The 21751-nt window shown below is 41.2% G+C and carries 26 protein-coding genes; 1 reads left to right on the forward strand and 25 read right to left on the reverse strand.

Annotation, left to right across the window (positions count from 1 at the left end; all coding sequences use genetic code 11):
• Window positions 1–164 precede the first annotated feature (164 nt).
• From aroH to QR42_RS10230, 19 genes are all read right to left on the reverse strand, one after another.
• Window positions 165–548, reverse strand: a complete 384-nt coding sequence (aroH, locus tag QR42_RS10140; protein ID WP_024422804.1) for a chorismate mutase — start codon at window positions 546–548, stop codon at window positions 165–167.
• Window positions 545–1636 (reverse strand): 3-dehydroquinate synthase, encoded by a 1092-nt coding sequence (gene aroB, locus QR42_RS10145; protein WP_039179557.1) that lies wholly within the window; start codon window positions 1634–1636, stop codon window positions 545–547. Before aroB ends, aroH begins: the two co-directional genes overlap by 4 nt.
• On the reverse strand, window positions 1636–2808 hold the full coding sequence (aroC, locus tag QR42_RS10150; RefSeq protein ID WP_039179560.1) for a chorismate synthase: 1173 nt from the start codon (window positions 2806–2808) through the stop codon (window positions 1636–1638). The genes aroB and aroC overlap by 1 nt, the downstream gene beginning before the upstream one ends.
• A 74-nt stretch (window positions 2809–2882) precedes the next feature.
• Window positions 2883–3662, reverse strand: a complete 780-nt coding sequence (locus QR42_RS10155; RefSeq protein ID WP_039179563.1) for a CheR family methyltransferase — start codon at window positions 3660–3662, stop codon at window positions 2883–2885.
• Between the two features lie 145 nt (window positions 3663–3807).
• Complete coding sequence (gene ndk, locus QR42_RS10160; protein ID WP_024422808.1) at window positions 3808–4254, reverse strand: nucleoside-diphosphate kinase; 447 nt, start codon at window positions 4252–4254, stop codon at window positions 3808–3810.
• 129 nt (window positions 4255–4383) lie between these two features.
• Window positions 4384–5346, reverse strand: a complete 963-nt coding sequence (hepT, locus tag QR42_RS10165; RefSeq protein WP_039179566.1) for a heptaprenyl diphosphate synthase component II — start codon at window positions 5344–5346, stop codon at window positions 4384–4386.
• A 24-nt stretch (window positions 5347–5370) separates the two neighbouring features.
• Window positions 5371–6075 (reverse strand): demethylmenaquinone methyltransferase, encoded by a 705-nt coding sequence (locus QR42_RS10170; RefSeq protein ID WP_024422810.1) that lies wholly within the window; start codon window positions 6073–6075, stop codon window positions 5371–5373.
• Between the two features lie 3 nt (window positions 6076–6078).
• Window positions 6079–6846: a heptaprenyl diphosphate synthase component 1 gene (locus tag QR42_RS10175; RefSeq protein WP_039179567.1), complete on the reverse strand. Its 768-nt coding sequence runs from the start codon at window positions 6844–6846 to the stop codon at window positions 6079–6081.
• A 115-nt stretch (window positions 6847–6961) separates the two neighbouring features.
• Window positions 6962–7192 carry a trp RNA-binding attenuation protein MtrB gene (mtrB, locus tag QR42_RS10180; protein WP_008344541.1) on the reverse strand — a complete coding sequence of 77 codons (231 nt, stop codon included), beginning with the start codon at window positions 7190–7192 and terminating at the stop codon, window positions 6962–6964.
• 24 nt (window positions 7193–7216) lie between these two features.
• Window positions 7217–7786, reverse strand: a complete 570-nt coding sequence (folE, locus tag QR42_RS10185) for a GTP cyclohydrolase I FolE (protein WP_003215789.1) — start codon at window positions 7784–7786, stop codon at window positions 7217–7219.
• 190 nt (window positions 7787–7976) lie between these two features.
• A complete protein-coding gene (gene hbs, locus QR42_RS10190; protein ID WP_003215863.1) occupies window positions 7977–8255 on the reverse strand; it encodes a non-specific DNA-binding protein Hbs in 279 nt (92 codons plus the stop codon).
• A gap of 375 nt (window positions 8256–8630) precedes the next feature.
• A complete protein-coding gene (gene spoIVA, locus QR42_RS10195; RefSeq protein ID WP_008344534.1) occupies window positions 8631–10109 on the reverse strand; it encodes a stage IV sporulation protein A in 1479 nt (492 codons plus the stop codon).
• Window positions 10110–10314: 205 nt separating this feature from the next.
• On the reverse strand, window positions 10315–11040 hold the full coding sequence (locus QR42_RS10200) for a hypothetical protein (protein WP_039179571.1): 726 nt from the start codon (window positions 11038–11040) through the stop codon (window positions 10315–10317).
• 18 nt (window positions 11041–11058) lie between these two features.
• On the reverse strand, window positions 11059–11262 hold the full coding sequence (locus tag QR42_RS10205; RefSeq protein ID WP_034280421.1) for a DUF2768 domain-containing protein: 204 nt from the start codon (window positions 11260–11262) through the stop codon (window positions 11059–11061).
• A 265-nt stretch (window positions 11263–11527) separates the two neighbouring features.
• Window positions 11528–12565: an NAD(P)H-dependent glycerol-3-phosphate dehydrogenase gene (locus QR42_RS10210; protein ID WP_039179572.1), complete on the reverse strand. Its 1038-nt coding sequence runs from the start codon at window positions 12563–12565 to the stop codon at window positions 11528–11530.
• 14 nt (window positions 12566–12579) lie between these two features.
• On the reverse strand, window positions 12580–13890 hold the full coding sequence (gene der / locus QR42_RS10215; RefSeq protein WP_039179573.1) for a ribosome biogenesis GTPase Der: 1311 nt from the start codon (window positions 13888–13890) through the stop codon (window positions 12580–12582).
• A gap of 159 nt (window positions 13891–14049) precedes the next feature.
• Entirely contained in the window at window positions 14050–14244 is a 195-nt protein-coding gene (locus QR42_RS10220; RefSeq protein WP_008344527.1) for a capping complex subunit for YIEGIA, read from the reverse strand.
• Between the two features lie 6 nt (window positions 14245–14250).
• Window positions 14251–15135, reverse strand: a complete 885-nt coding sequence (locus tag QR42_RS10225) for a YIEGIA family protein (RefSeq protein ID WP_039179575.1) — start codon at window positions 15133–15135, stop codon at window positions 14251–14253.
• Entirely contained in the window at window positions 15132–15734 is a 603-nt protein-coding gene (locus tag QR42_RS10230; RefSeq protein ID WP_421727355.1) for a YphA family membrane protein, read from the reverse strand. The genes QR42_RS10225 and QR42_RS10230 overlap by 4 nt, the downstream gene beginning before the upstream one ends.
• 120 nt (window positions 15735–15854) lie before the next feature.
• Here QR42_RS10230 and QR42_RS19025 point away from each other — a divergent pair, with 120 nt between their 5' ends.
• Window positions 15855–15986, forward strand: coding sequence for a YpzI family protein (locus tag QR42_RS19025; protein ID WP_075611569.1), 132 nt, complete (start codon window positions 15855–15857; stop codon window positions 15984–15986).
• A gap of 217 nt (window positions 15987–16203) precedes the next feature.
• Here the strand turns inward: QR42_RS19025 and fni are convergent, their stop codons facing one another.
• From fni to ypeB, 6 genes are all read right to left on the reverse strand, one after another.
• Window positions 16204–17259, reverse strand: coding sequence for a type 2 isopentenyl-diphosphate Delta-isomerase (gene fni / locus QR42_RS10235; RefSeq protein WP_024428084.1), 1056 nt, complete (start codon window positions 17257–17259; stop codon window positions 16204–16206).
• A 14-nt stretch (window positions 17260–17273) separates the two neighbouring features.
• Window positions 17274–18425 carry a 30S ribosomal protein S1 gene (gene rpsA / locus QR42_RS10240; RefSeq protein WP_024422818.1) on the reverse strand — a complete coding sequence of 384 codons (1152 nt, stop codon included), beginning with the start codon at window positions 18423–18425 and terminating at the stop codon, window positions 17274–17276.
• Between the two features lie 223 nt (window positions 18426–18648).
• Window positions 18649–19326 (reverse strand): (d)CMP kinase, encoded by a 678-nt coding sequence (cmk, locus tag QR42_RS10245; protein WP_039179588.1) that lies wholly within the window; start codon window positions 19324–19326, stop codon window positions 18649–18651.
• 71 nt (window positions 19327–19397) lie between these two features.
• Window positions 19398–19580, reverse strand: coding sequence for a DUF5359 family protein (locus QR42_RS10250; RefSeq protein WP_024422820.1), 183 nt, complete (start codon window positions 19578–19580; stop codon window positions 19398–19400).
• Window positions 19581–19643: 63 nt separating this feature from the next.
• Window positions 19644–20291: a flagellar brake protein gene (locus QR42_RS10255; RefSeq protein ID WP_039179594.1), complete on the reverse strand. Its 648-nt coding sequence runs from the start codon at window positions 20289–20291 to the stop codon at window positions 19644–19646.
• A 102-nt stretch (window positions 20292–20393) separates the two neighbouring features.
• Window positions 20394–21743 carry a germination protein YpeB gene (gene ypeB, locus QR42_RS10260; protein ID WP_039179595.1) on the reverse strand — a complete coding sequence of 450 codons (1350 nt, stop codon included), beginning with the start codon at window positions 21741–21743 and terminating at the stop codon, window positions 20394–20396.
• Window positions 21744–21751 lie beyond the last annotated feature (8 nt).

A 21751-nucleotide genomic window follows, 5' to 3' on the forward strand; every position in this document is an offset into this window, starting at 1 on the left:
AATAAGCCTAAAAGAGGGTTTCTCTTTTAGGCAGTATGATTAAATAGAAGTATCGTATCTCTGCTCAACTCTACTCATCTCAACTACCCTAGTCTCATTCTCATCTTCTCTAAGCTTGCAATGCCGTTTACACCTGTGTGTAAACTTCGGCTGTTCATATCGTATTATAATTCCTTGTTTTTTGTCAACTGTAAATCAGGGCGAAGCGTCACAGCTTCTTCCAAGTACACATGCTGTATGTCTTCCTGCTTTGTATCTGTCTGGACAGTCATTAAGACACGAATACATTGCTTTAAACCGCCATCAATGTCTAGTTCCTGCATGCAAGTAACCGGTACATATGTCCATCCTTCAAATTGACGAAGTGCTTTTGCCGGAAAAACGGAGTGAATATCTTGTGTAGCTGAAATCAAGATCTGCACGACACGTTCTGGATCTACTTGGTTTCTTGAAATAATCGCTTCTAACAGCTGTTTCGTTTTGTTTAACACTTCAGTTTCTGTATCTTCTATCACAGTTGTAGCCCCACGTATCCCGCGAAACATCATAGACATCCCTCCTCCCGTTTCCATTCTTCGAGCCAGTAGTGCAGCTCATCTTTTGTGAAAGACTGTAAGGTGACGTCTCCAATCTGTTTTAATAAAACAAATTGAACACTGCCGCCTCTTGCTTTTTTATCACCAATCATCCGGTCAACAAATGTTTTCGTTGAAATATCTGGTGTGACTTGTACAGGGAATCCAAGCTCTTGCATCCACTCTTTTAGTTCCAAACGATTAAGGCTGAGCCCCAGCTGCTTTTCGCTCACATACAGCGCAAACTGCATGCCGATTGCAATGGCATCTCCGTGCGTGATGGCGCCGTATCCGTATTCTGCTTCGATGGCATGCCCCAGTGTATGGCCTAAATTCAAAAATGCACGCACGCCTTGTTCTTTTTCATCTTCTTGAACAATTGACGCTTTGACTTGAATACCTTGATACAGCATATGTGCCAGCTCGCTTTTTGATAAATCCGACAAAGAACGAATGGACATTAGTTCTGATAAAAAGTCTTCACTAGAAATCAATGCATGTTTGATGACTTCTGCAAAGCCTGATCTTCGTTCAATTTGAGATAGAGTCTCAAGCATACTAGTATCATAGATCACAGCTTTCGGCTGATGAAACGCACCGATTAAATTTTTACCGAGCGGATGGTTGATCCCTGTTTTCCCACCAACTGCACTATCATGTGCCAGCAGCGTCGTCGGCACTTGGATAAAGTCAATGCCTCTCATATAAGTGGCAGCAGCAAATCCAGCCAAATCTCCAATCACACCGCCTCCCAGCGCAATAATGCAGGCGGATCGATCAAGCTGAAATTGAATGGCTTTCGTATGAATATGCTCAAATTCGGCAAAGGATTTTGACTGCTCTCCGCTTGGCACAACCACTTTGTTCACAGGCCACTTCTGTTGAAGTAAGCGAACCATTTCATCACCATAAATGGCATCAACAACTGTATCTGTGACGATTAAGAGCTTCGTATAGGAATGCCCAGTGGAAGTTATCAAGTCGACGATATTGCGTTTAATCCCATCACCGATAAATACAGGATAAGTGGCTGAAGACGTCTTAACTTCCAGTGTTTTCATTAAAATTCCCTCTGAAGCTGGCGCATTTTTTCAACATTTTCTTTAATGCGGTCAATTTGGTCAAGGCCAAACTGCTCCACAACCGCATTGGCAATTTCCCATGCCACGACTGCTTCTGCAACAACACTTGCAGCAGGAACAGCGCAGCTGTCAGAGCGTTCAATACTTGCAGAGAAAGGTTCTTTTGTTTCAATGTCAACGCTTTGAAGCGGCTTATAAAGCGTTGGGATTGGTTTCATAACCCCTCTTACGACAATTGGCATACCAGTTGACATTCCGCCTTCAAGGCCACCTAGGCGGTTTGTTTTTCTCGTATAGCCCTTTTCTTCATCCCAGATGATTTCATCATGGACCTCACTGCCATTTTTAGAGGCTGCCTCGAAGCCAATACCGAATTCAACCCCTTTAAAAGCGTTGATACTAAGTACAGCGCCTGCAAGCTTGCTGTCCAATTTACGGTCGTAATGAACATAGCTGCCAACCCCAACCGGCATCCCTTCAACGATGACTTCAACAATTCCGCCAATTGAATCGCCGTTTTTCTTCGCTTCATCAATTGCATCCATCATTTGCTGACCTGCTTCACTGTCATAGCAGCGAACAGGTGATTCTTCTGTTACCTTTTGCAAATCTTCAATAGACTCATATGCTGTATGAGCTGCTTTCACTCCGCCAATTTCAAGAACGTGGCCAGCTACTTTAATCCCTAGATGCGCCAAGATTTGTTTGGCAACTGCGCCTGCTGCTACGCGAACAGTTGTCTCGCGCGCTGACGAGCGCTCTAATACGTTTCTCATATCACGGTGTCCGTATTTAATCGCACCATTTAAATCCGCATGTCCTGGTCTTGGACGAGAGATTTGACGCTTCATTTCACTTTCTTCTTCTTCTGTGATCGGCTCTGCTCCCATCACCTTTGTCCAGTGCTTCCAGTCGTTATTTTCAACAACAAGAGCGATTGGCGAACCTAATGTTCTCCCGTGGCGAACGCCACTTAACACTTTTGCCTGGTCTTTTTCGATCTGCATTCTTCTTCCTCGGCCATGACCTTTTTGTCTTCTAGCCAATTCATAATTGATGTCATCCTGCTCTATGTAAAGTCCTGCTGGAACTCCTTCAATAATTGTGGTCAATTGTGGACCATGTGATTCACCTGCTGTTAAGTACCTCATTGACTTAATCTCCCTTCATCGCATTAACGCTTTTAAGTAAAAATATAATAACACACTTGCTACTAAAAAGTCAGCTACATACCCTTCTTTTGATAAAAGAAAGTATCAGCAGATGTCAGTCCAAACTTTTCCGGGTGAAAAATTTGCTCTGTAGAACCAACAAATAATACGCCATTTTGTTTTAAACTACTGCTCATTTTCAAGTAAATTTCTTCTTTCGCCTCTTCAGTAAAATAAATCAGTACATTTCGGCAAACGATAAGGTCAAGCTGTTTTTCATATGGATCAGCTAAAAGGTTGTGCTTCTTAAATTGAATATGCTTTCGAACCTCATTTTTCACAGTGTAAAATGAAGAATCTTCTTTTGTGAAATATTTTTGCTTGATATGATCTGGTACCTCTTGCAGAGAGCGTTCATGATATCTGCCTTTTTGAGCTGACTGCAGAACCTTATCATCAATGTCAGTTGCAATAATTTGAAAGTCTTTCACTAGAGGATGACTTGACAGCAGCATAGAGAGTGTATATGGCTCTTCTCCTGTCGAACATGCTGCGCTCCAAATCTTTAAGGTGCCGCCATTTTTCGAAAGCAGCGGCAGGATTTTTTGATCAAGTACTTCCCAGCGCTGATAGTTTCGGTAAAATTCTGACACATTAATCGTCATGCGGTCCATCGTCTCATCTAATAGTGCTCTGTCCTTTTCAAGCGCGGCCGCGAATGCTTCGAAATCTTTAAATCCTTTTTTATCATAAAGTGATGTTAATCTTCGTTTCATTTGTGCTTCTTTATATAAATTCAGATCAACCCCGGTTAGTTTTTTCCATTTTCCAACAAATACTTGATATGGATCCATCAATGTCCTCTCCTGTCTCATCTATCTTTGTCCTAGTATAGCTGTTTTTATCGAAAATTTGTATCTTCTCATACGAAATTTCGTGTAGAAAGTTCAATATAAAAAAAGCCAAAGTGCTCATTGAATGAACACCTTGGCTTGAACCTTAATAAATCCAGCTTGAGATGGTTTGATCCCAGCTTGTGAGTTCTTCTTGTTTGAAGAATAAGTTAATTTCTCTTTCAGCACTTTCTGGTGAGTCTGACCCATGAATAATGTTTTTCCCAACAGTCAATCCATAGTCTCCTCTTATTGTGCCTGGAAGCGCTTCCTTCGGATTTGTTTTGCCGATAATTTGTCTTGTTACGTCTACCACCTGTTCGCCTTGCCATACCATTGCAAATACAGGTCCTGACGTAATAAAGTCAACCAATTCCCCGAAAAATGGTTTTTCTTTATGCTCTCCGTAATGTGTTTCTGCTACTTCCTTTGGTATACTCATTAGTTTTGCACCAACAAGCTGAAGCCCCTTTTTTTCGAATCTTGACACAATGTCACCGATTAATTGTCTTTCTACACCATCAGGTTTGACCATAAGAAATGTTTTGTCCATATACGTTTTCCACCCCGTCGTTATGTATGTATAGGCTTACATTGTTACAAAGTGATCGTATCATTTTTTTTTATAATAATCAATTTTTGACAAAAAATTTCACAAAAAAACCAATCAACATAACGTTGATTAGAATTTTCGTTTCCCAATATATTTTGCAATGGAGGCGAGTGACGTTCTCGCTCGTCCTCGAGGAAGCTTGTCGAGCTGTTCAAAAGCTTTTTTCAAATACATTTCACTCACTCGAATCGAGCGGTCGATCGCATCTGTTTGTTTGAGGCTTTCAATGACAGGCTTCAGCTGCTTCTCCGTCGTTTCACTATTGATCAGCTTCAATTGACCTTCTAGTGTCGGATTTTTCAGTGCATATAAAACTGGGAGTGTGACATTCCCTTGTAAAAGGTCTCCTCCAACAGGCTTGCCCAGTTCTTGTTCTGTTGATGTGAAATCAAGGACATCATCAATGATCTGATAAGACATGCCGACATAGTATCCAAACCAATAAAGGGCTTTATGTGTTTTTTCATCTGTACCTGCTGCAATAGCGCCTAATTGACAGCTGCCCGCAATAAGCAAGGCTGTTTTTCGTTTGATTCTTCTTAAATATGTACGCAGGTTCTGTTCCATATTGTATTTATCTTTCACTTGCTCTATTTCACCAAGGCAGAGCTCAACGACCATTTTTGACAAAATTTCATGTGCCATTGGGTGATTGATTTTTGTCATGTATTCAAGCGATCTCGCAAACATATAATCCCCTGTGTACATGGCAATTCTGTTATCCCATTTTGCCTTTATCGTTGGTTTACCTCTTCTCAGCTCTGCATCATCAATCACATCATCGTGAACGAGTGATGCCATATGAATCAGCTCGAGAGCAACGGCAACATATTTTATTTTATTAATGTCATAGTCACCAAACATGCCTGAAAGGAGAACAAAAACGGGGCGGATTCGTTTTCCGCCCGCTTGCAGCAAATGAAGACCTGCTTCACTTAATAATGCATAATCAGAGCGAACTGTTTGTTCAAGCTCTTTTTCAATTATATCGATATCATGATTTAAAAAAGAGATCATTGCTTTTAGTTTCATTATCTTCACCCAAATATCGTTTATTCAAAGCTTCTTTCCGATATGTGTTGCTGCTACACCGCCTGTAAATGGATGATACGAGACATCAGACAACCCGGCCTCTTCAAACAGAGCCGCCAGCTCTTTCATTCCAGGGAATGTTTTGGCTGATTCTTGAAGCCATGAATACTCCTGATAGCTTTTGGCAAACAGTTTACCAAAGAGCGGCATAATGTATTTGAAATAGATGTAGTAGCCCTGCTTAAAGCCGATCATCTCAGGCTGTGATGTCTCAAGACAGACAACCATTCCGCCGGGCTTCACTACTCTTGTCATTTCCTTTAGCACCGTTAAATAATCAGGAACGTTTCTAAGTCCAAAACCGATGGTGACATAATCAAATGAGTTGTCCTCAAAAGGGAGCTCCATCGCATTGCCGTGAAGCAATTCAATCTGTTTGTAGCCCCCAGTTTTCACCTTCGTTTCTCCAACACTCAGCATGTTTTTACTGAAATCAAGGCCTTTGACCTCGCCTTTTTCTCCAACAGCATCTGCAAGCGCAATTGTCCAATCGGCTGTCCCGCAGCATACATCTAATGCTTTAGAGCCTTTTTGCACATTCATGAGCTTCATTGTTTTATCACGCCATTTTTTATGCTGTTTAAAGCTGATGACAGAGTTCATTTGATCATAGTTTTTGTAAATTTTTTCAAATACACCGTGTACTCGCTGTTCTTTTGATTGCTGCATGACTTACCCTTCTTCCACTTTCTGATGGTACGCAGGCTCATTTTTCATATGATCCAAGCGATTTAATAGCTCTTTTTGAACGACCGGAGATGAAACAAGATGCTCCTTGATCGGCCGTTTGGCCTTTTCATAGCCTTCATTCTCAAAATTGTCAAAGCACGAATAGGCGTCCCTATAACGATCGTTCAAAAAAAGTTTTAAATGTTTGTCATTTTCTGCTTGTTTCATGAAACGTTTATAAACAAGAAAACGACTTGCAATCTCATTCCAATGCGTTAATTGAAAATGCTCAGAAATCCTTTGGAAAAGCGCAGATTCAACTGTAGCTACACTTTTGTAAAAGTGCGCTGCATCTTGAATGGACCGGTCATACAGTCTAATTTTATGTTCATTGATCTCTTTGATCGCCGTAGCGAGCGTGCGGATCATATAAATGTCTTTCATGTCAGAGAGAAGAGAATAGTAGAGACCGCTGAAATAGTCTCCTGCCAGGATGGTCAGCTGACGATTTTTAAATTCGTCTTGCTTGATGGCTGCAGCAGTTGTGACTTCGTCATGGGTATCAAGGGCAATTTGCACAAGCATCGCCGTTAAAATATAATTTTCTTTTTTCTCTGCATCAATTTGAGCTTCATCAAACATTGCATGAAAAAGAAGGAGCTTATCTTCATCGATGAGTGGCGCGCGTAAATGCTTCGCCAAATAAGGATGAGAAAGCTTTTTATTTAATTTTATATTTAGATTAGATAAAATTCCGTAGATGTCTTGCAAAGATATCACCCTTGTCCCAAAAATTACAGTTTCATATGTAGACCTGCACATTGTATAGAGATTTATTATACCATATCAGCTCTCACTTTTATGCTATCAAGTGCATACAAGTTCTTTATTTCTTTGCTTCGCTTTGAATTTCACCGAAGCTTGTTTGAATGACAGCATCGCCTCTTACTTTGATCGCTGACGTATGCTCAGTAAATTGTGCAATGATCACTTCACCTTTATCGAGCTTCTCGGAATGGTGAAATCTTGTATCAGAGCCTCTTGTTAGGCCGATGACGTTTACACCATTATCAATGGCTTTAATCACCACAAAATCAGATGCTTTATTTTCACTCATTTTGTTCACCGTCCATCTATTGAATTAGTCGTTTTTAATAAAGGAAAGCACTTCTGCTCTTGCGGCTGCATCATTTGCAAATGTGCCGCGTACTGCTGAGGTCACTGTTTTAGCGCCTGGCTTTTTCACTCCGCGCATCGTCATACACATATGCTCTGCTTCAACGACAATCATCACGCCATGCGGATTAAGTGTTTCCACCATACTATCTGCAATGGTTGATGTAATGCGTTCCTGAAGCTGCGGGCGTTTTGCCACGGCTTCGACTGCTCTTGCCAGCTTGCTAAGTCCCGTTACTTTTCCGCCGCGCGGAATATAAGCAACATGGGCTTTCCCGTAGAAAGGTACGAGGTGGTGTTCACACATTGAATGGAAAGCAATATCTTTTACAAGGACGAGTTCTTCGTGGTCTTCGCCAAAAATGGTTTTAAAATGTTCTTTTGGATCTTCATTTAAACCTGAAAACACTTCTTCATACATTTTTGCGACTCGTTTTGGGGTATCGAGAAGTCCTTCACGATCTGGATCTTCTCCAATTGCTTTTAATATATCGCGTACAGCGTGTTCGATTAATTCTTTATTTATTTCACTCATGTATTATATCCTCCAAAGGCGATTACATTTCATTCAGATTCTAGCACACTTCAGATCCTAAAAGCAAAGGAGAGCGTTCTAAACGAACCTTTTGATTCAAAAGGAAAAGCCCCTTATGAAAGGGGCTTTTCTAGACCAGTGTGAAACTGTATATGTATAACTCCTTCAACAGGATCATTACACATAACGATTATTTACCTGCCACCGCGTCTTTAAGTGCTTTACCTGGTTTGAAAGCAGGTACTTTGCTTGCAGGGATTTCGATCTCTGCACCAGTTTGTGGGTTACGTCCTTTACGAGCTGAACGCTCACGTACTTCAAAGTTACCAAAACCAATTAGTTGGATTTTGTCACCATTTTTAAGTGCATCTAAAATTGTATCAAAAACAGAATCAACTGCTTTTGTCGCGTCTTTTTTAGATAACTCGCTTGCTTCAGCAACCGCGTTAATAAGTTCTGTCTTGTTCATGCCTTTCACCTCCTCCCAAAAATATGCATTCAATAGATTGTTATCATTTCTTCACAATTCATCTTCTTTCTATACCCTTTTTTAGAAAAAAAGAGCGTCCTAGAAAGCGTTATACATGGCTTTTCATTAGAAAACATCTCTTTGAAGGAATGTTTGTCCAACAAAGTGAAGATTTTCTGTAAGTAGATTAACACATATGAAATACCATATCAAGCATTTTAAAGGGAAGAATCCTTATTCGTCAAGGATTAAGGGCACTTTTGCGAACGAATATTCCTAATTTCAACCTGAATCTGACTAATCTTTATACAATTGTCTTTTTATGACTCATTCAATACACAAAAAAAGACCCCTATCAATGAGAGGTCTCACTTGCTATAAAATAATCGCAATCAAACCGCCTGATCCTTCGTTGATGATTCTTTCAAGTGTTTCCTTCAGCTTATATCTTGCGTTTTCCGGCATGAGAGACAGCTTTGCTTGAATGCCTTCTCTGACAAGGGAGCTGAGGGAGCGGCCAAATATATCTGAATTCCAGATCGAAAGCGGATCATCTTCAAAGTCTTGCATTAAGTAGCGGACGAGCTCTTCACTTTGTTTTTCTGTTCCGATAATCGGTGCAAATTCGCTCTCTACATCTACTTTGATCATGTGAATAGATGGCGCTACCGCTTTTAATCTCACGCCGAATCTTGATCCCTGCCTAATAATTTCTGGCTCATCTAAACTCATATCTGACAACGCTGGCGCTGCAATCCCATAACCAGTCTGCTTCACCATTTTTAATGCGTCTGATACTTGATCATATTCTGTCTTAGCATGAGCAAAATCTTGCATGAGCTCTAGTAGATGGTCTTTCCCTCTAATCTCTACACCAACGACTTCTTTTAAAATATGATCATATAAATCATCTGGCGCATACAGGTCAATCTCCGCAATCCCCTGACCCATTTCAATTCCTGCTAAACCCGCTCTTTCGATAAAATCAAATTCACTGAATTGACCAACGACACGGTCGACATCTCTTAATCTTTTAATATCCTTTACGGTTTCCTTCACTGAATCCTGATAGCTCTCTCTCAGCCAGTGATCTTCTTTCAGCACCATCACCCAGCTTGGCAGGTTCACATTCACCTCTAGAACTGGGAATTCATATAATGCTTCACGAAGTACACTGAGTACGTCTTGCTCTCTCATACTTTCTACGCTCATGGCGAGTACTGGAATATCATACTTTTGGCTAAGTTCCTGCCGGAGCGCTTCTGTTTCAGGATGATATGGCCTCACTGAGTTGATGACCATAATAAATGGCTTTCCAACCTCTTTGAGTTCATCAATCACACGTTCTTCAGATTCAATATAATCATGTCTAGGGATTTCTCCAATGGACCCATCTGTTGTAATCACTACACCTATTGTTGAATGCTCTTGAATGACCTTGCGTGTACCAATTTCCGCTGCTTCATGAAACGGGATTGGCTCTTCATACCACGGCGTATTGATCATTCTTGGGCCATTTTCATCTTCATACCCGCGCGCACCAGGGACAGTGTATCCCACACAATCGACAAGCCTGATGTTGACATCAAGACCGTCACTCACGTGAATAGATGCTGCTTGATTCGGTACAAATTTTGGCTCTGTGGTCATAATGGTTTTTCCTGCTGCGCTTTGCGGCAATTCATCCTGTGCTCTTGCACGATCTGCCTCATTATTGATATTCGGGAGCACCACGAGCTCCATAAACTTTTTAATAAACGTAGATTTCCCTGTACGAACAGCGCCAACGACTCCTAAATATATATCGCCTCCTGTTCGTTCAGCGATATCCTTGAAAATATCGACTTTTTCCAAGTGATCCCCTCCCGGACTTGCTATCCTCGTTTTCAAATTAAATACTCTATTCTTCAATCAAACTGTGCTTGAAAGGTGTCTGGACAATATATGTGTATGACGTTGTCCTATTTGAATATGACACCTTTTTGTTTTGAGAGTATGTTTAGCCATAAAAAAAACCTTTCTCCTCATTTATATGCAGAGGAAAAAGGTTCATTCTTGTTTATGACGTCTTTTTTTCTAAAAAGGCAGGCTCACCTTTTTTGTTGATGGTATATGGGACAGAAAACGCGGGTACAAACGGGGTTTCCTGCCAATATACATCTTGAATGTTTTCACCTGGTTTCAGCTTTTGCTTCGTATTCTTCAAAATATGAGCAAAATCACTGCGGTAGTCCACATAGATGTCACCGTTTGATGAAATCAGTAATGGGAGGGAATTCCCTGTCACAGGACTCATGACCGCAGGCGGCGATTTTAATCCTAATTTTTTTTCATTTAACGTATATAAATTGGCTGATACGACTTTTCCGTATGGCGGATATGTATGTTCATCTTGATACATCTTGATCCTAAGACGTAATTCATTGATGGTCTGCGTCATTTTGACATCAAGCAGTTTCACAGTTGGTTTTTTTTCGACGTCTGTGAGGACATAAATATATTCGCCCCCGCCTTCATAAGATGTAGACGGTACATCGTGTAAATATCTTGGTGACAAGCGCTTAAAGTCGATGACATATTTCTGATAAACCGGCGTGTCTGCTTCTTTCGTTTCTATAGGCAGAAGACCATTTGTTGCTTTTTGAAATTCCTCAATCGCTGTCTGGACACTTTGCAGCTGCTCTTCGTATGGCACCCGGTTTTCAGCTTTGCGATTCTCTGGATACAGACATCCTGTTAATAACATAAGTGCTAACAGCGTGACACTGACTTTTGCTCTGATCATCACATTCTTCCTTTTTCTTTATTCATTGACCGGTCCGCTAAAGACAACTAAAAACACAATGATACCTGATATCAGCATCAAGCTGTATGCGACGGTTGAGGCCGTTATTTTAAGAAATTTGCTTTTCAGCTTAAACCTGCTGAAATAAATGGTTACTACGGCTAAAAACATGAGCCCCATTGAACCAAGCGCAAACCACATCTTGATTAAAGCAAAACTCATCGTGCCTGTCCCCCTTCAAAACGAACGAATTGTAAGCGTTTATATTTCATTCTAAACCAAAAATAAGGTAAATATCAATCATTTTTCCAATCATTCAGAAAAAGCACATAAAAAAACTGAAGCAAAGAGGGGGACTCTGCTTCAGTCATTAGATCGACTATTTTCCTCATTCTGTAGAGGCAAAGCTCTATTCAAACTTCATTGCTATGTTATGCAAGTCTTCCCCTTCTTGCATCCTCTACATGCCTAAGTTCAGTCTTTCCATTTATTTTGTTTGGTTTTCAAACATGTTCACAAGGTCTTCCATCTCATGTGTTTTCACACGTGCCATTAAAGATTCTACAGCATCGTCAACCTTTTTCCCTTCAAACAGGACGCCGTAAAGAGCCTCTGTAATCGGCATGCTGACCTTGTATTCTTTGGAGAGCTGATAAGCGCCTTTTGTTGTGCGGACGCCTTCGACAACCATCCCCATTTTTTCAAGCACTTCTTCGAGCTTATATCCTTTACCGAGTAAATTCCCGCAGCGCCAGTTACGTGAATGAACACTTGTACATGTCACAATCAAATCGCCAACGCCTGTTAATCCAGCAAAGGTAAGGGGATTCCCTCCCATTTTTGTTCCTAGACGTGCGATTTCAGCGAGCCCTCTAGTGATAAGCGCCGCTTTTGCATTGTCCCCATATCCAAGTCCGTCTGTGATCCCAGCCGCAAGAGCAATGATATTTTTCAAGGCGCCGCCAATTTCCACCCCAATCACATCAGGGTTTGTGTACACTCTAAAATGATTGTTCATGAATAAATCTTGAACAAATTGAGCTGCTTCAATATTTTCTGACGAGACAGTGACAGTTGTCGGATGACGCAGACCTACTTCTTCTGCATGACTTGGCCCTGATAGGACAACGACAGCTTCTCTTTTCTCAGATGGGACTTCTTGTTCAATCATTTGAGAAATTCTAAGAAGTGTATCTGGTTCGATTCCCTTACTCACATGGACAAACGGCACCTTCGATGAAATCAGCTCATTTGCCTGCTTCAATACCTCACGAATGGCCTTTGTCGGCACAGCGACAATAATCGCCTCTGTTCCCTCTAAAGCCTGCTTCAAATCGGTTGTCGCCTGAATAGACGCTGGCAGTTCGACATTTGGCAAGTAATCATGATTTTCATGTTTCTCATTGATTTGATCAATGAGCTCTTGTCTATGTCCCCACATGTGTACATCATGATGATTATCAGCTAATACAAGCGCAAGAGCTGTTCCCCAGCTGCCTGCTCCAAGTACGGAAATTTTCTTCATCCTGCTCACCCTTTTTATTTTCTCGCTCTCGCAAATATTTTAATCGGTGTTCCTTCAAAACCAAATGCATCTCGAATGCGGTTTTCTAGAAAACGCTCATAAGAAAAGTGCATAAGCTCTGGATCGTTTACAAACACAACGAAGGACGGAGGCTTAATGGCCACCTGTGTTGCATAGTAAATTTTGAGGCGCTGTCCGTTATGGGTCGGCGTTGGATTCATCGCCACCGCATCCATGATGATATCATTTAAAATATTGGTTTGAACGCGCATTGCATGGTTTTCGCTCGCTGTGATAATCGACGGCATTAATGTATGAATTCTCTTTTTCGTAAGAGCAGACATAAACAAGACAGGTGCATAATCAAGGAATTGAAAATGCTCACGGATGTTTTGCTCAAACTCCTTCATCGTACGCTCATCTTTTTCAACAGCATCCCATTTGTTCACAATGATGACAACCGCTTTACCAGCTTCGTGTGCATAGCCAGCAATTCGTTTATCCTGCTCAATAATGCCTTCCTCGCCGTCAAGTACAACAGCGACAACATCAGAGCGATCAATGGCTTTTAATGCACGAAGCACACTGTATTTCTCTGTTGTTTCATATACTTTCCCTTTTTTCCTCATACCTGCTGTATCAACAATGACAAAGTCACGCTGATTGTACGTAAACATCGTATCGACAGCATCTCTTGTTGTACCAGCGATGTTGCTGACAATGACGCGGTCTTCTCCAAGCATGGCATTCACTAATGAGGATTTCCCTACATTCGGGCGGCCAATTAAGCAGAACTGGACAACTTCTTCAGCATATTGCGTATCCGGTAAATTCTTAAAATGTTCTGCGACTGCATCAAGCAGATCACCAAGACCTAATCCATGTGTTCCAGAAATCGGAAACGGCTCGCCAAATCCGAGTGCATAAAAGTCATACACGTCGCTTCTCATTTCAGGGTTGTCCAGTTTATTGACAGCAAGTACAACTGGCTTTTTCGTGCGATATAAAATTTTTGCGACTTCTTCATCCGCAGATGTCACGCCATCTCGGCCATTTACCATAAAGATAATGATATCTGCTTCATCCATTGCGATTTCTGCCTGATGGCGAATTTGCGCCAAGAATGGCTCATCTCCAATATCAATTCCACCAGTATCTATTAAATTAAAGTCATAATTTAACCATTCAGCAGAGCTATAGATTCGATCTCTTGTTACACCAGGTGTGTCTTCTACAATCGATATTCTTTCGCCTGCGATTCGATTAAAAATTGTAGATTTTCCAACGTTGGGCCTTCCAACAATGGCTACGACAGGTTTACCCATAGTACCCTTCCTTTCAATCCAGCCGCGATTCAATATGTTCATCATCATGTTTCAACCGGGATTTATAATTTTCATTCAGTTTTATGAAATAAACCCTTCAAACATGAAGGGTTCAACTTATATATTATATCAATTTTTAATCAGACCACAATGAATAACTTAAAAATGTTTGACAATCAAGTAAAGATCTTCTCCAATGCCGTGTGCAATTCCATCTAAAATGGCCTCTAAATTCATGGCATACATGTCGAGTTCTTCTTTATTTTCACAGAAAAAAACGGCTGTTCCGCCAATGACCCGCTCTTTATTTGTTGTCGCCACAGCCAATATAAATTGTTCAATGGTGTTCGCCATGCCCTATTACCTCACTTTCTTTTTAATGAAATCTGTCGGCATTCGAATGGCATTTTCTAAAATAGGCACCTCTTCTAATACACGGACAGCCAAATCTTCACGATACCATTGCGGTAAAATGAATACGCCAAGTGTGCCGTTATTCAGATCACGTTTTGCGAGCGGACAGAGCGATGGTTCCCCAGAATCGCGATACACGCCAAGTACGTTCGATAAATCAAATAAAATGGCTTGCCGCTGTCCAAGGTTGGCAATCGTTGTAGCAGAGTTGAAATTTTTCGGCGTCAAAATAAAGCCCATCCCATGCTCTAAAATGAGCTTTTGCTTTTCAGGCAACCCGATATTCATAATGTATATATCATTCACATAAAGCCCTGCCCCATCAAAGCGAAGTTCCCCTTTTTGAATATTGACGATATCCTTTAATTGACTGCCTGACATTAATAGCTTTGCCATGAAAAAACAAAGAATACCGACCACTGTTCCAACAACAAGCGAGAAGAAAATACAGGCTGTCGTTGTAATGAGAGCAGTGAGAATCGCAATATAATTTCGACTTTCAAAGGCAATGGCAATGCCTTCTATATATGTACTGCCTCGTGAGACAAGCTCGTACGAATCCATTTGGGTTAACGTATTTCTTTCCATATTTCTGACATCTCGAAATTGCGTGGCTGCCAAAGTGAGAAAGGTAATCGCCGTAAATTCCTCCTGAATCAGTGCAGGCATAATGATCGCACCTAATCCTGACGCAATAAAACCAAGCGCAATGTGAATCACTTGTCCATGAATATACGTAGGGTATTGCCGGTAATCGGTTCTTAACATGTAAAGTCTGGCCGCCATCCCAAAGATGACACCAATAATCACAGGAAACGTATAGTCTGTCATGTTGATTTTGCAGCCCCTTTTACTGATTTTCTTGATGAACGGGCGTTGAAGAGCTTTTCAAGCTGATCGACACCTAATAGGAAGACCGCTCCTTGCACAACGAAGGAAAGAAAAGAGAGATCCCCTATGACAATTGATGATGTGAGGCGGTGAATCGTCAGCGCATAAAGGGCTTCGCCGAGACATACTGACATCATCCATAGGGTGATTCTTTCCGTTAACGGCTGTCCATATGTCATACACATTAAGATCAGCAAGGCAAATACGACCCAATCCACCTTTATTATCGTGAACCAAACAGGGTCATATAATGCAAACATCATAAAAAAGGCATACGCGCTCACCATTGAGCCCAATTGCATGATCCTCATGAATCGATAACCAGGCCTGAATATGACGAAAGCGGCACATGCATATAAAAGAGTCATCAAGAATCCCGCATTCATGCTCATATCTAAAACGGATATCATGAAATGACTGGATATAATATGGACAAGTACACAGATACCTAGCACGCTGCGCCACAAACTTTTTTCCATGATAAATGTCACCATAATCCAAACGAACCATATAGACCAATAATAGTACAAAGCCTCCAACGCCTCATCACCTCAATTACATTATGGGAAAATCCCCAATTTTTAAACATGCGGATCGTTACCCGCTTTGCATGAAATAAACAAGAGGTGACACCCTAATAACCTGAGGAGGGATGCATGATGGGAAAAGATAGACAGGAAAAGCGTTTAAAGGCGTCAAAAAGAGTGGAATCTGACCGTGATCAATCCATTCATCATAAGGGTGCAACAACATTAGAAGGTCCAGAAAGCGCTCGAAAAAGAAATCAATAAAAAAAAGGCATGTGATCATCACATGCCTTAGATTTGTTGACAAAGGGCTAAAATGATGTTTATTTTAGCCCTTTGTCTTCTTTTCAGCGTGATAGAAAACCTTTGCAGCCCTAGGAAGGACGAGTACCGGAGCGGAGCGAATTGTACATTCGTGAGCACCGGCACGCAGGACTGACACCGAATGCGAGGGTTTGTCTACGCGCTGAGGCATGTGATATCACATGCCTCTCTTACTATAGTACGTTGTGTCAACGCCTCTTTCTTTAAGCCAATGACTTGTTTCCCCTGAGATCACAACTTGAGCCTGTCTCAGTTCTTCAATCGTCTTCACGCCAAGCACTGTCATCATCATCTTGATATCTTCTTGAAGTTCCATGATATCTGCGATGAGGCCGCTTTCTCCTCCACTGGTCAATGATTTTAAGAAAAATCCAGCTAGACCAGCAGCAGATGCGCCAAGAGCCATTGATTTGGTTACATCAAGAGCATCTTGAATACCTCCGGAGGCTAAAATCGTTTGATTCGGAAAGGCTGTATGTACTTCAGCAAGACTCGCTGCAGTTGGAATTCCCCATTGATCAAAATAACGAAGTGCTTTTTGGCGGCGGAGATTTTCAATCTTAGAAAAGTTCGTTCCACCAAATCCGCCTACATCTACGGCTGCAACCCCAGCATGGAATAACTTTCCTGCCGTCTCCTTACTCATGCCAAATCCGACTTCTTTTACAACAACAGGCACACCAACAGATTCAACGATAGCTGCAATCCGCTCAAGCGCCCCCCTGAAATCGCGATCGCCTTCAGGCATGACAATCTCTTGGATGACATTCAGATGAATTTGGAGCATATTTGCCTCGAGCATGTTGACTGCTTCTTGAGCTTGCTTCATTGTCGCTTCACTGCCTAAATTCGCAAATACAATTCCATCCGGATTGACTTTACGAACGACTTCATATGTTCGTCTTTCTTCTTTATCTTTCAGTGCAGCCATTTGTGATCCAACTGCTACTGGGATATTGGTCTCCTTCGCTGCGATCGATAAAGAGCGGTTGATCTCATAGGTGGATTCTCCGCCTCCGCCAGTCATTGCATTGATAAAAATTGGCGAACCGAAAGTCAGTCCGCCAATTGTCGTATGTGTATCAATTTGTGATGTCGCAAGATCTGGTAAACTGGCGTGAACGAAGGAAACATCATCTAAACCTGTTGCTGCATGCTGGCCAGTGGACAGCGCATGCTCAATATGCTGCTTCTTTCTTTCTGCTCGCGTCAATTTTGATCACCAAATTATTTTAGTTTATTGAGTTTATCGCCGATCAGGTCACCAAGCTGGAATCCGCTTGTGTTTTCTTCTTTCGCCTGATATTGACGATAATCCTCTTCGATTTGTTTTTCAGGATTTTCCTCTAAATCACGGATGCTTAGTGAAATACGCTCTTCGTCTTCATTCACATCAAGCACTTTCACTTTCACAGTCTGCCCTTCTTCAAGGACTTCTTGCGGCGTGCCGATATGTTTATGAGAGATTTGGGAAATATGCACAAGCCCTTCTACACCTGGCAGAATTTCAACAAATGCACCAAAGCTCACAAGACGTTGAACGGTTCCTTCAAGCACATCACCTTGTTTTACCTTTTCACCAATTTGGCTCCAAGGTCCTGGTAATGTTTCTTTAATAGATAGTGAGATACGTTCGTTATCACGATCAACAGCAAGTACTTTGACCTTGACTTCCTGTCCTTCTTCTACTACGTCAGATGGCTTTTCGACATGCGCATGGGATAGTTGAGAAATGTGAACTAATCCATCAATGCCGCCAATGTCAACAAATGCACCAAAATCAGTAAGCCTCTGCACTTTACCATCAATCACACTGCCTACTTCAAGCTTTTGCAGGAAGTCTTGCTTTTTGTCTAATTGCTCTTGCTCAACGACTGCACGGTGCGAGAGAATCACGCGATTTTTTTCGCGGTCAAGTTCTACCACGACAAGTGAGAGTGTTTTCCCTTTGTAATCTGTGAAGTCTTCTACATAGTGTGCTTCTACAAGAGATGCAGGAATAAATCCGCGCACACCAATGTCAACGACAAGACCACCTTTTACAACGTCTTTTACTTCAGCTTCAAATACTTCTTTTGTTTCAAACTTTTTCTCTAGGTCTTCCCAAGCGCGGTCTGCATCAACAGCACGTTTAGATAAAATCAAAGCATCGTCTTCGACCTTTGTTACTTTAAGCTCTAACTCGTCGCCATCTTTCACGACATCTGATGCTTTTTCAACGTGAAGACTTGATAATTCACTGATTGGGATGATACCAGGTTGTTTCACATTGACGATATCTACATTGACATGCTTGTCCTCAACTTTAGAAACAATCCCTTTCACTACATCTCCAACCTCTGGTACCTGAACATCGATTTGATTCATTTCCTCTGTCATTTCGATAACCTCCTTGGTCCAAACCTACACAGCTTAGTTAAAACGACTGGGCGAATATGTGTCTTAAGCATGATGAATGCCAGCCGAATATGTATTATAGAAACATTCAAATCAATATAATTGCTTGAATGATCAATAAAAATAGTATTAGTATAAACTTCTAATAAAAGACCTTGTTTGTCAAGAGATAAACCTCTAACTTATTAAAGTTTTCTAAAATTTCTTACTGTTTCTCTACACGGTCTGCTGCATCTAAAATTTTCCCTGCCACCTCTTGAATAGAAAGGGAGGTTGTGTCAATTTCAATGGCGTCGTCCGCTTTCTTTAAAGGTGAAACTTCGCGCTCAGAATCAAGCTTGTCACGTCTTGCAATCTCTTCAATCAGCTGATCGTAATTGACATCGTAGCCTTTTTTCTGATTCTCTTCAAAGCGGCGTTTTGCTCTTTCTTCTACTGATGCAAGCAAGAAAATTTTCACTTCGGCATCCGGAAGTACGTGAGTGCCTATGTCTCTTCCATCCATAACGACACCGCCTCGTTTGCCAAGCTCTTGCTGCCTGCGGACCATTTCTTCCCGAACAGCTCTGTGCTTTGCAACAACCGATACTTGGTTGCTTACGCGGTCTGTGCGAATATCCTCTGTGACATCCGTATTGTTTAGATGGACTTTTTGACCCTCGCCTGTTGTTACAAGTTCAATGACTGTTTTTTTCAGTAATGAATCAAGTGCCTGTTCGTCTTCAAGGTCTACACCTTGATTAAGTGCCGCAAGTGTAATTGCGCGGTACATGGCACCTGTATCAATATAAATATATGATTTTTTGGCTGCGACAATTTTTGCCACAGTGCTTTTGCCTGCTGCTGCAGGACCATCAATTGCAATAGATAATTTCTTTTTCATAATACCTCTCCTTGATTGAATCTCCCTTATGAATTGTAACACGATCACCGCTCAAACGGGGGAATTTTCTATCAATCCTTCTGCTTAAACGTCTCAATCCATTCTTCAATACTCATGTTATTCACACCCTCATACTGCACGACTTTTGACAAAAAAAGTTCTCCTTTCGTCAAATGAAGTGTGATCTGAACAGTTAGCAATAAAACAAGCTGAATGAGCACCACTTTCAATAACCATCTTTCCATTGTCTTCATACAAAAAGCCTCCACGCTAGATTCTTTCCTCTCTAGTATGGAAGCTTTTTACACCCTTTATTCTTATGCTTTTTTCACACGTGTTAAAAGCTGCTGCTGGAAGCAGTATTTCATAATGTGCTGCTGGTGGTCATTTGTGATCTCTGAAAACTCCATGATCGCTCTTGTTTTGCCAGACTGTTCATCTTGATATACTCGATTCATCTCTGCAACCGCTTTAATTTTCACAGGCTCTTTTAAGGGAAGTTCAAACTCTGTGGCCACTTCTCCATAATCTTTCAATGACACGCCCTCAGGAACAGCAATCGCCACGCCGCCAGCACTTATATTCACAATAAACGTGTCAAAGGGCTCTTCGTCCGTTTGCATGATGGTGGCTTTGATCATCGTATCCACTCTCAAATATTCTCTTCGCTGAAGCCGGATCATTTTTTCTTTTGGCGGAATGGAAATAACAATCATCGGAATATCTTCTTTTCTTTTTCCAATGACTTCGCTTGTACATTTGTATGGAATTTGATTTTCGTCAAAAAAGAAGACGGTGATTTCTGTTTGCTGGTTTAAGTAGATGGTGCGGCCCGTTTCTTTATCTGCTGGATAATTAATGCAAATATTATCGTTATTATTTTCCAAAACCTTCGATTTTGCTGTTTTCACTTCTTTGTTCTCATTGACATATTCAATTGTGATTGCATCCCCTATTTGTAACATTCCTCATCACTCTTTTCATCTGTGAAATCGTATCCTCTCCTATATTAAACCATGTCTAAAACAAAAGGAAAAGACTTATTAGCCTTTTCCTCGCTTCCTTTTCTATAGGTCTTTATATATAGGTTCTGCGTTTTTCAGTTTATCTACCCGTTCTTCTTTTCCAGTATCTGCATTAATGAACATGCGGTACGTATCGTTTTTTATCGTTCCGAGGAACTCATAGCACAGAACTTCCTCTGACATATCATTTTGCACAATCGCCAAATGAGTATCTTCGATCTTTACATGCTGATTCAATGTTTTCTGTGCTTCTTTTTGAGAGATTTTCGGTGCTTTGATGTCTCGAGTTTTATGATTCGTTAAGTAGTCCTTCGCTGAAAACCCAACAACCTCGCCATCATCCAATGCGACTTTCATGCGTATACTATCTGGATAAAGCAATACATTTTTTTGAAGAGGCACATAGGTAAATACACCGATATTATCAAATTGTGCACTTTCATCTAAATGGAACGATTCTGTGTCAAATCCGTGCTTCTTTAAAAAGCTGAGTGCTTTTTCTGATGCAGCATTCAAACTGATTTTTTGTTTTTTCACGTCACGATTCTGAAGAAGATAGACTGGGTGCCCTCCTTTTTCAGTTAAGTCTAAGTAAAAGTTAGCATGGCTGTCTGGATCAGACATCGATAAGCTGTACACGTCGCGATTGGTTTTGCTGCCGCTTTTTCTCACTTTAAAATGTTGATTATGGTCAGGTGTGAATTGCTGTGCAATGCGGATCGCTTCTTTTTTTGAAATCTTATCGCCTTTTAAATGATTGTAGCCTTGTGTTTCTTTTTCTGTCGACACATTTGTAGGTCCAAGATCGACATCTGCAAACGCATCTGCATTTCTCTCAACTGTTTTCAGCCCGTCAATGATAGTGTTGTCGTTCTTTCGATCGCCGTCAGCCAGCGCCATTTCAACATCCATCCATTTTAAGTTTTTATTAAGGACGAGGTGCTGCACTTGTCTAAGTTCGTTTTGGATATCTGATGCTTGATTATAAAGGGCTGTAATGGTTTTGTGTGTATCTTTATTTAATGGTTCGTCTGATAAAGTTTTGACTGATGATTTGTAGCTAAAGTCTCCGACATTCGCCAGAAATTCTTCCGTTTTATTAAAAGGCATCAATGTGAGCGGGAGCTGGCTGACATTGTTATGCGCTTCTGATGACATTCTCCATACATCTGCAAGTGCTGGTGAGATGGATGTTTGGCTGTTCATCGCAAGTGTTGCGCCCAGTTTGTCATGCAGCTGATCCACCTGATACGTTAAATCGTGGAAGGCTCTTTGGTAGTTGTTCTCAGCATGAAGCAGCACGGCGTCTTTTTCTTGATGTTCTTTATAGCCCCAGTAACCTGTTGAGATGACAGCAATTCCTAAAATAGCAATCAATATTCCTCTGATCATTTATTTAC

The organism is Bacillus sp. WP8 (genome assembly GCF_000800825.1).
In the GTDB taxonomy this organism is placed as follows: Bacteria; Bacillota; Bacilli; order Bacillales; family Bacillaceae; genus Bacillus; species Bacillus safensis.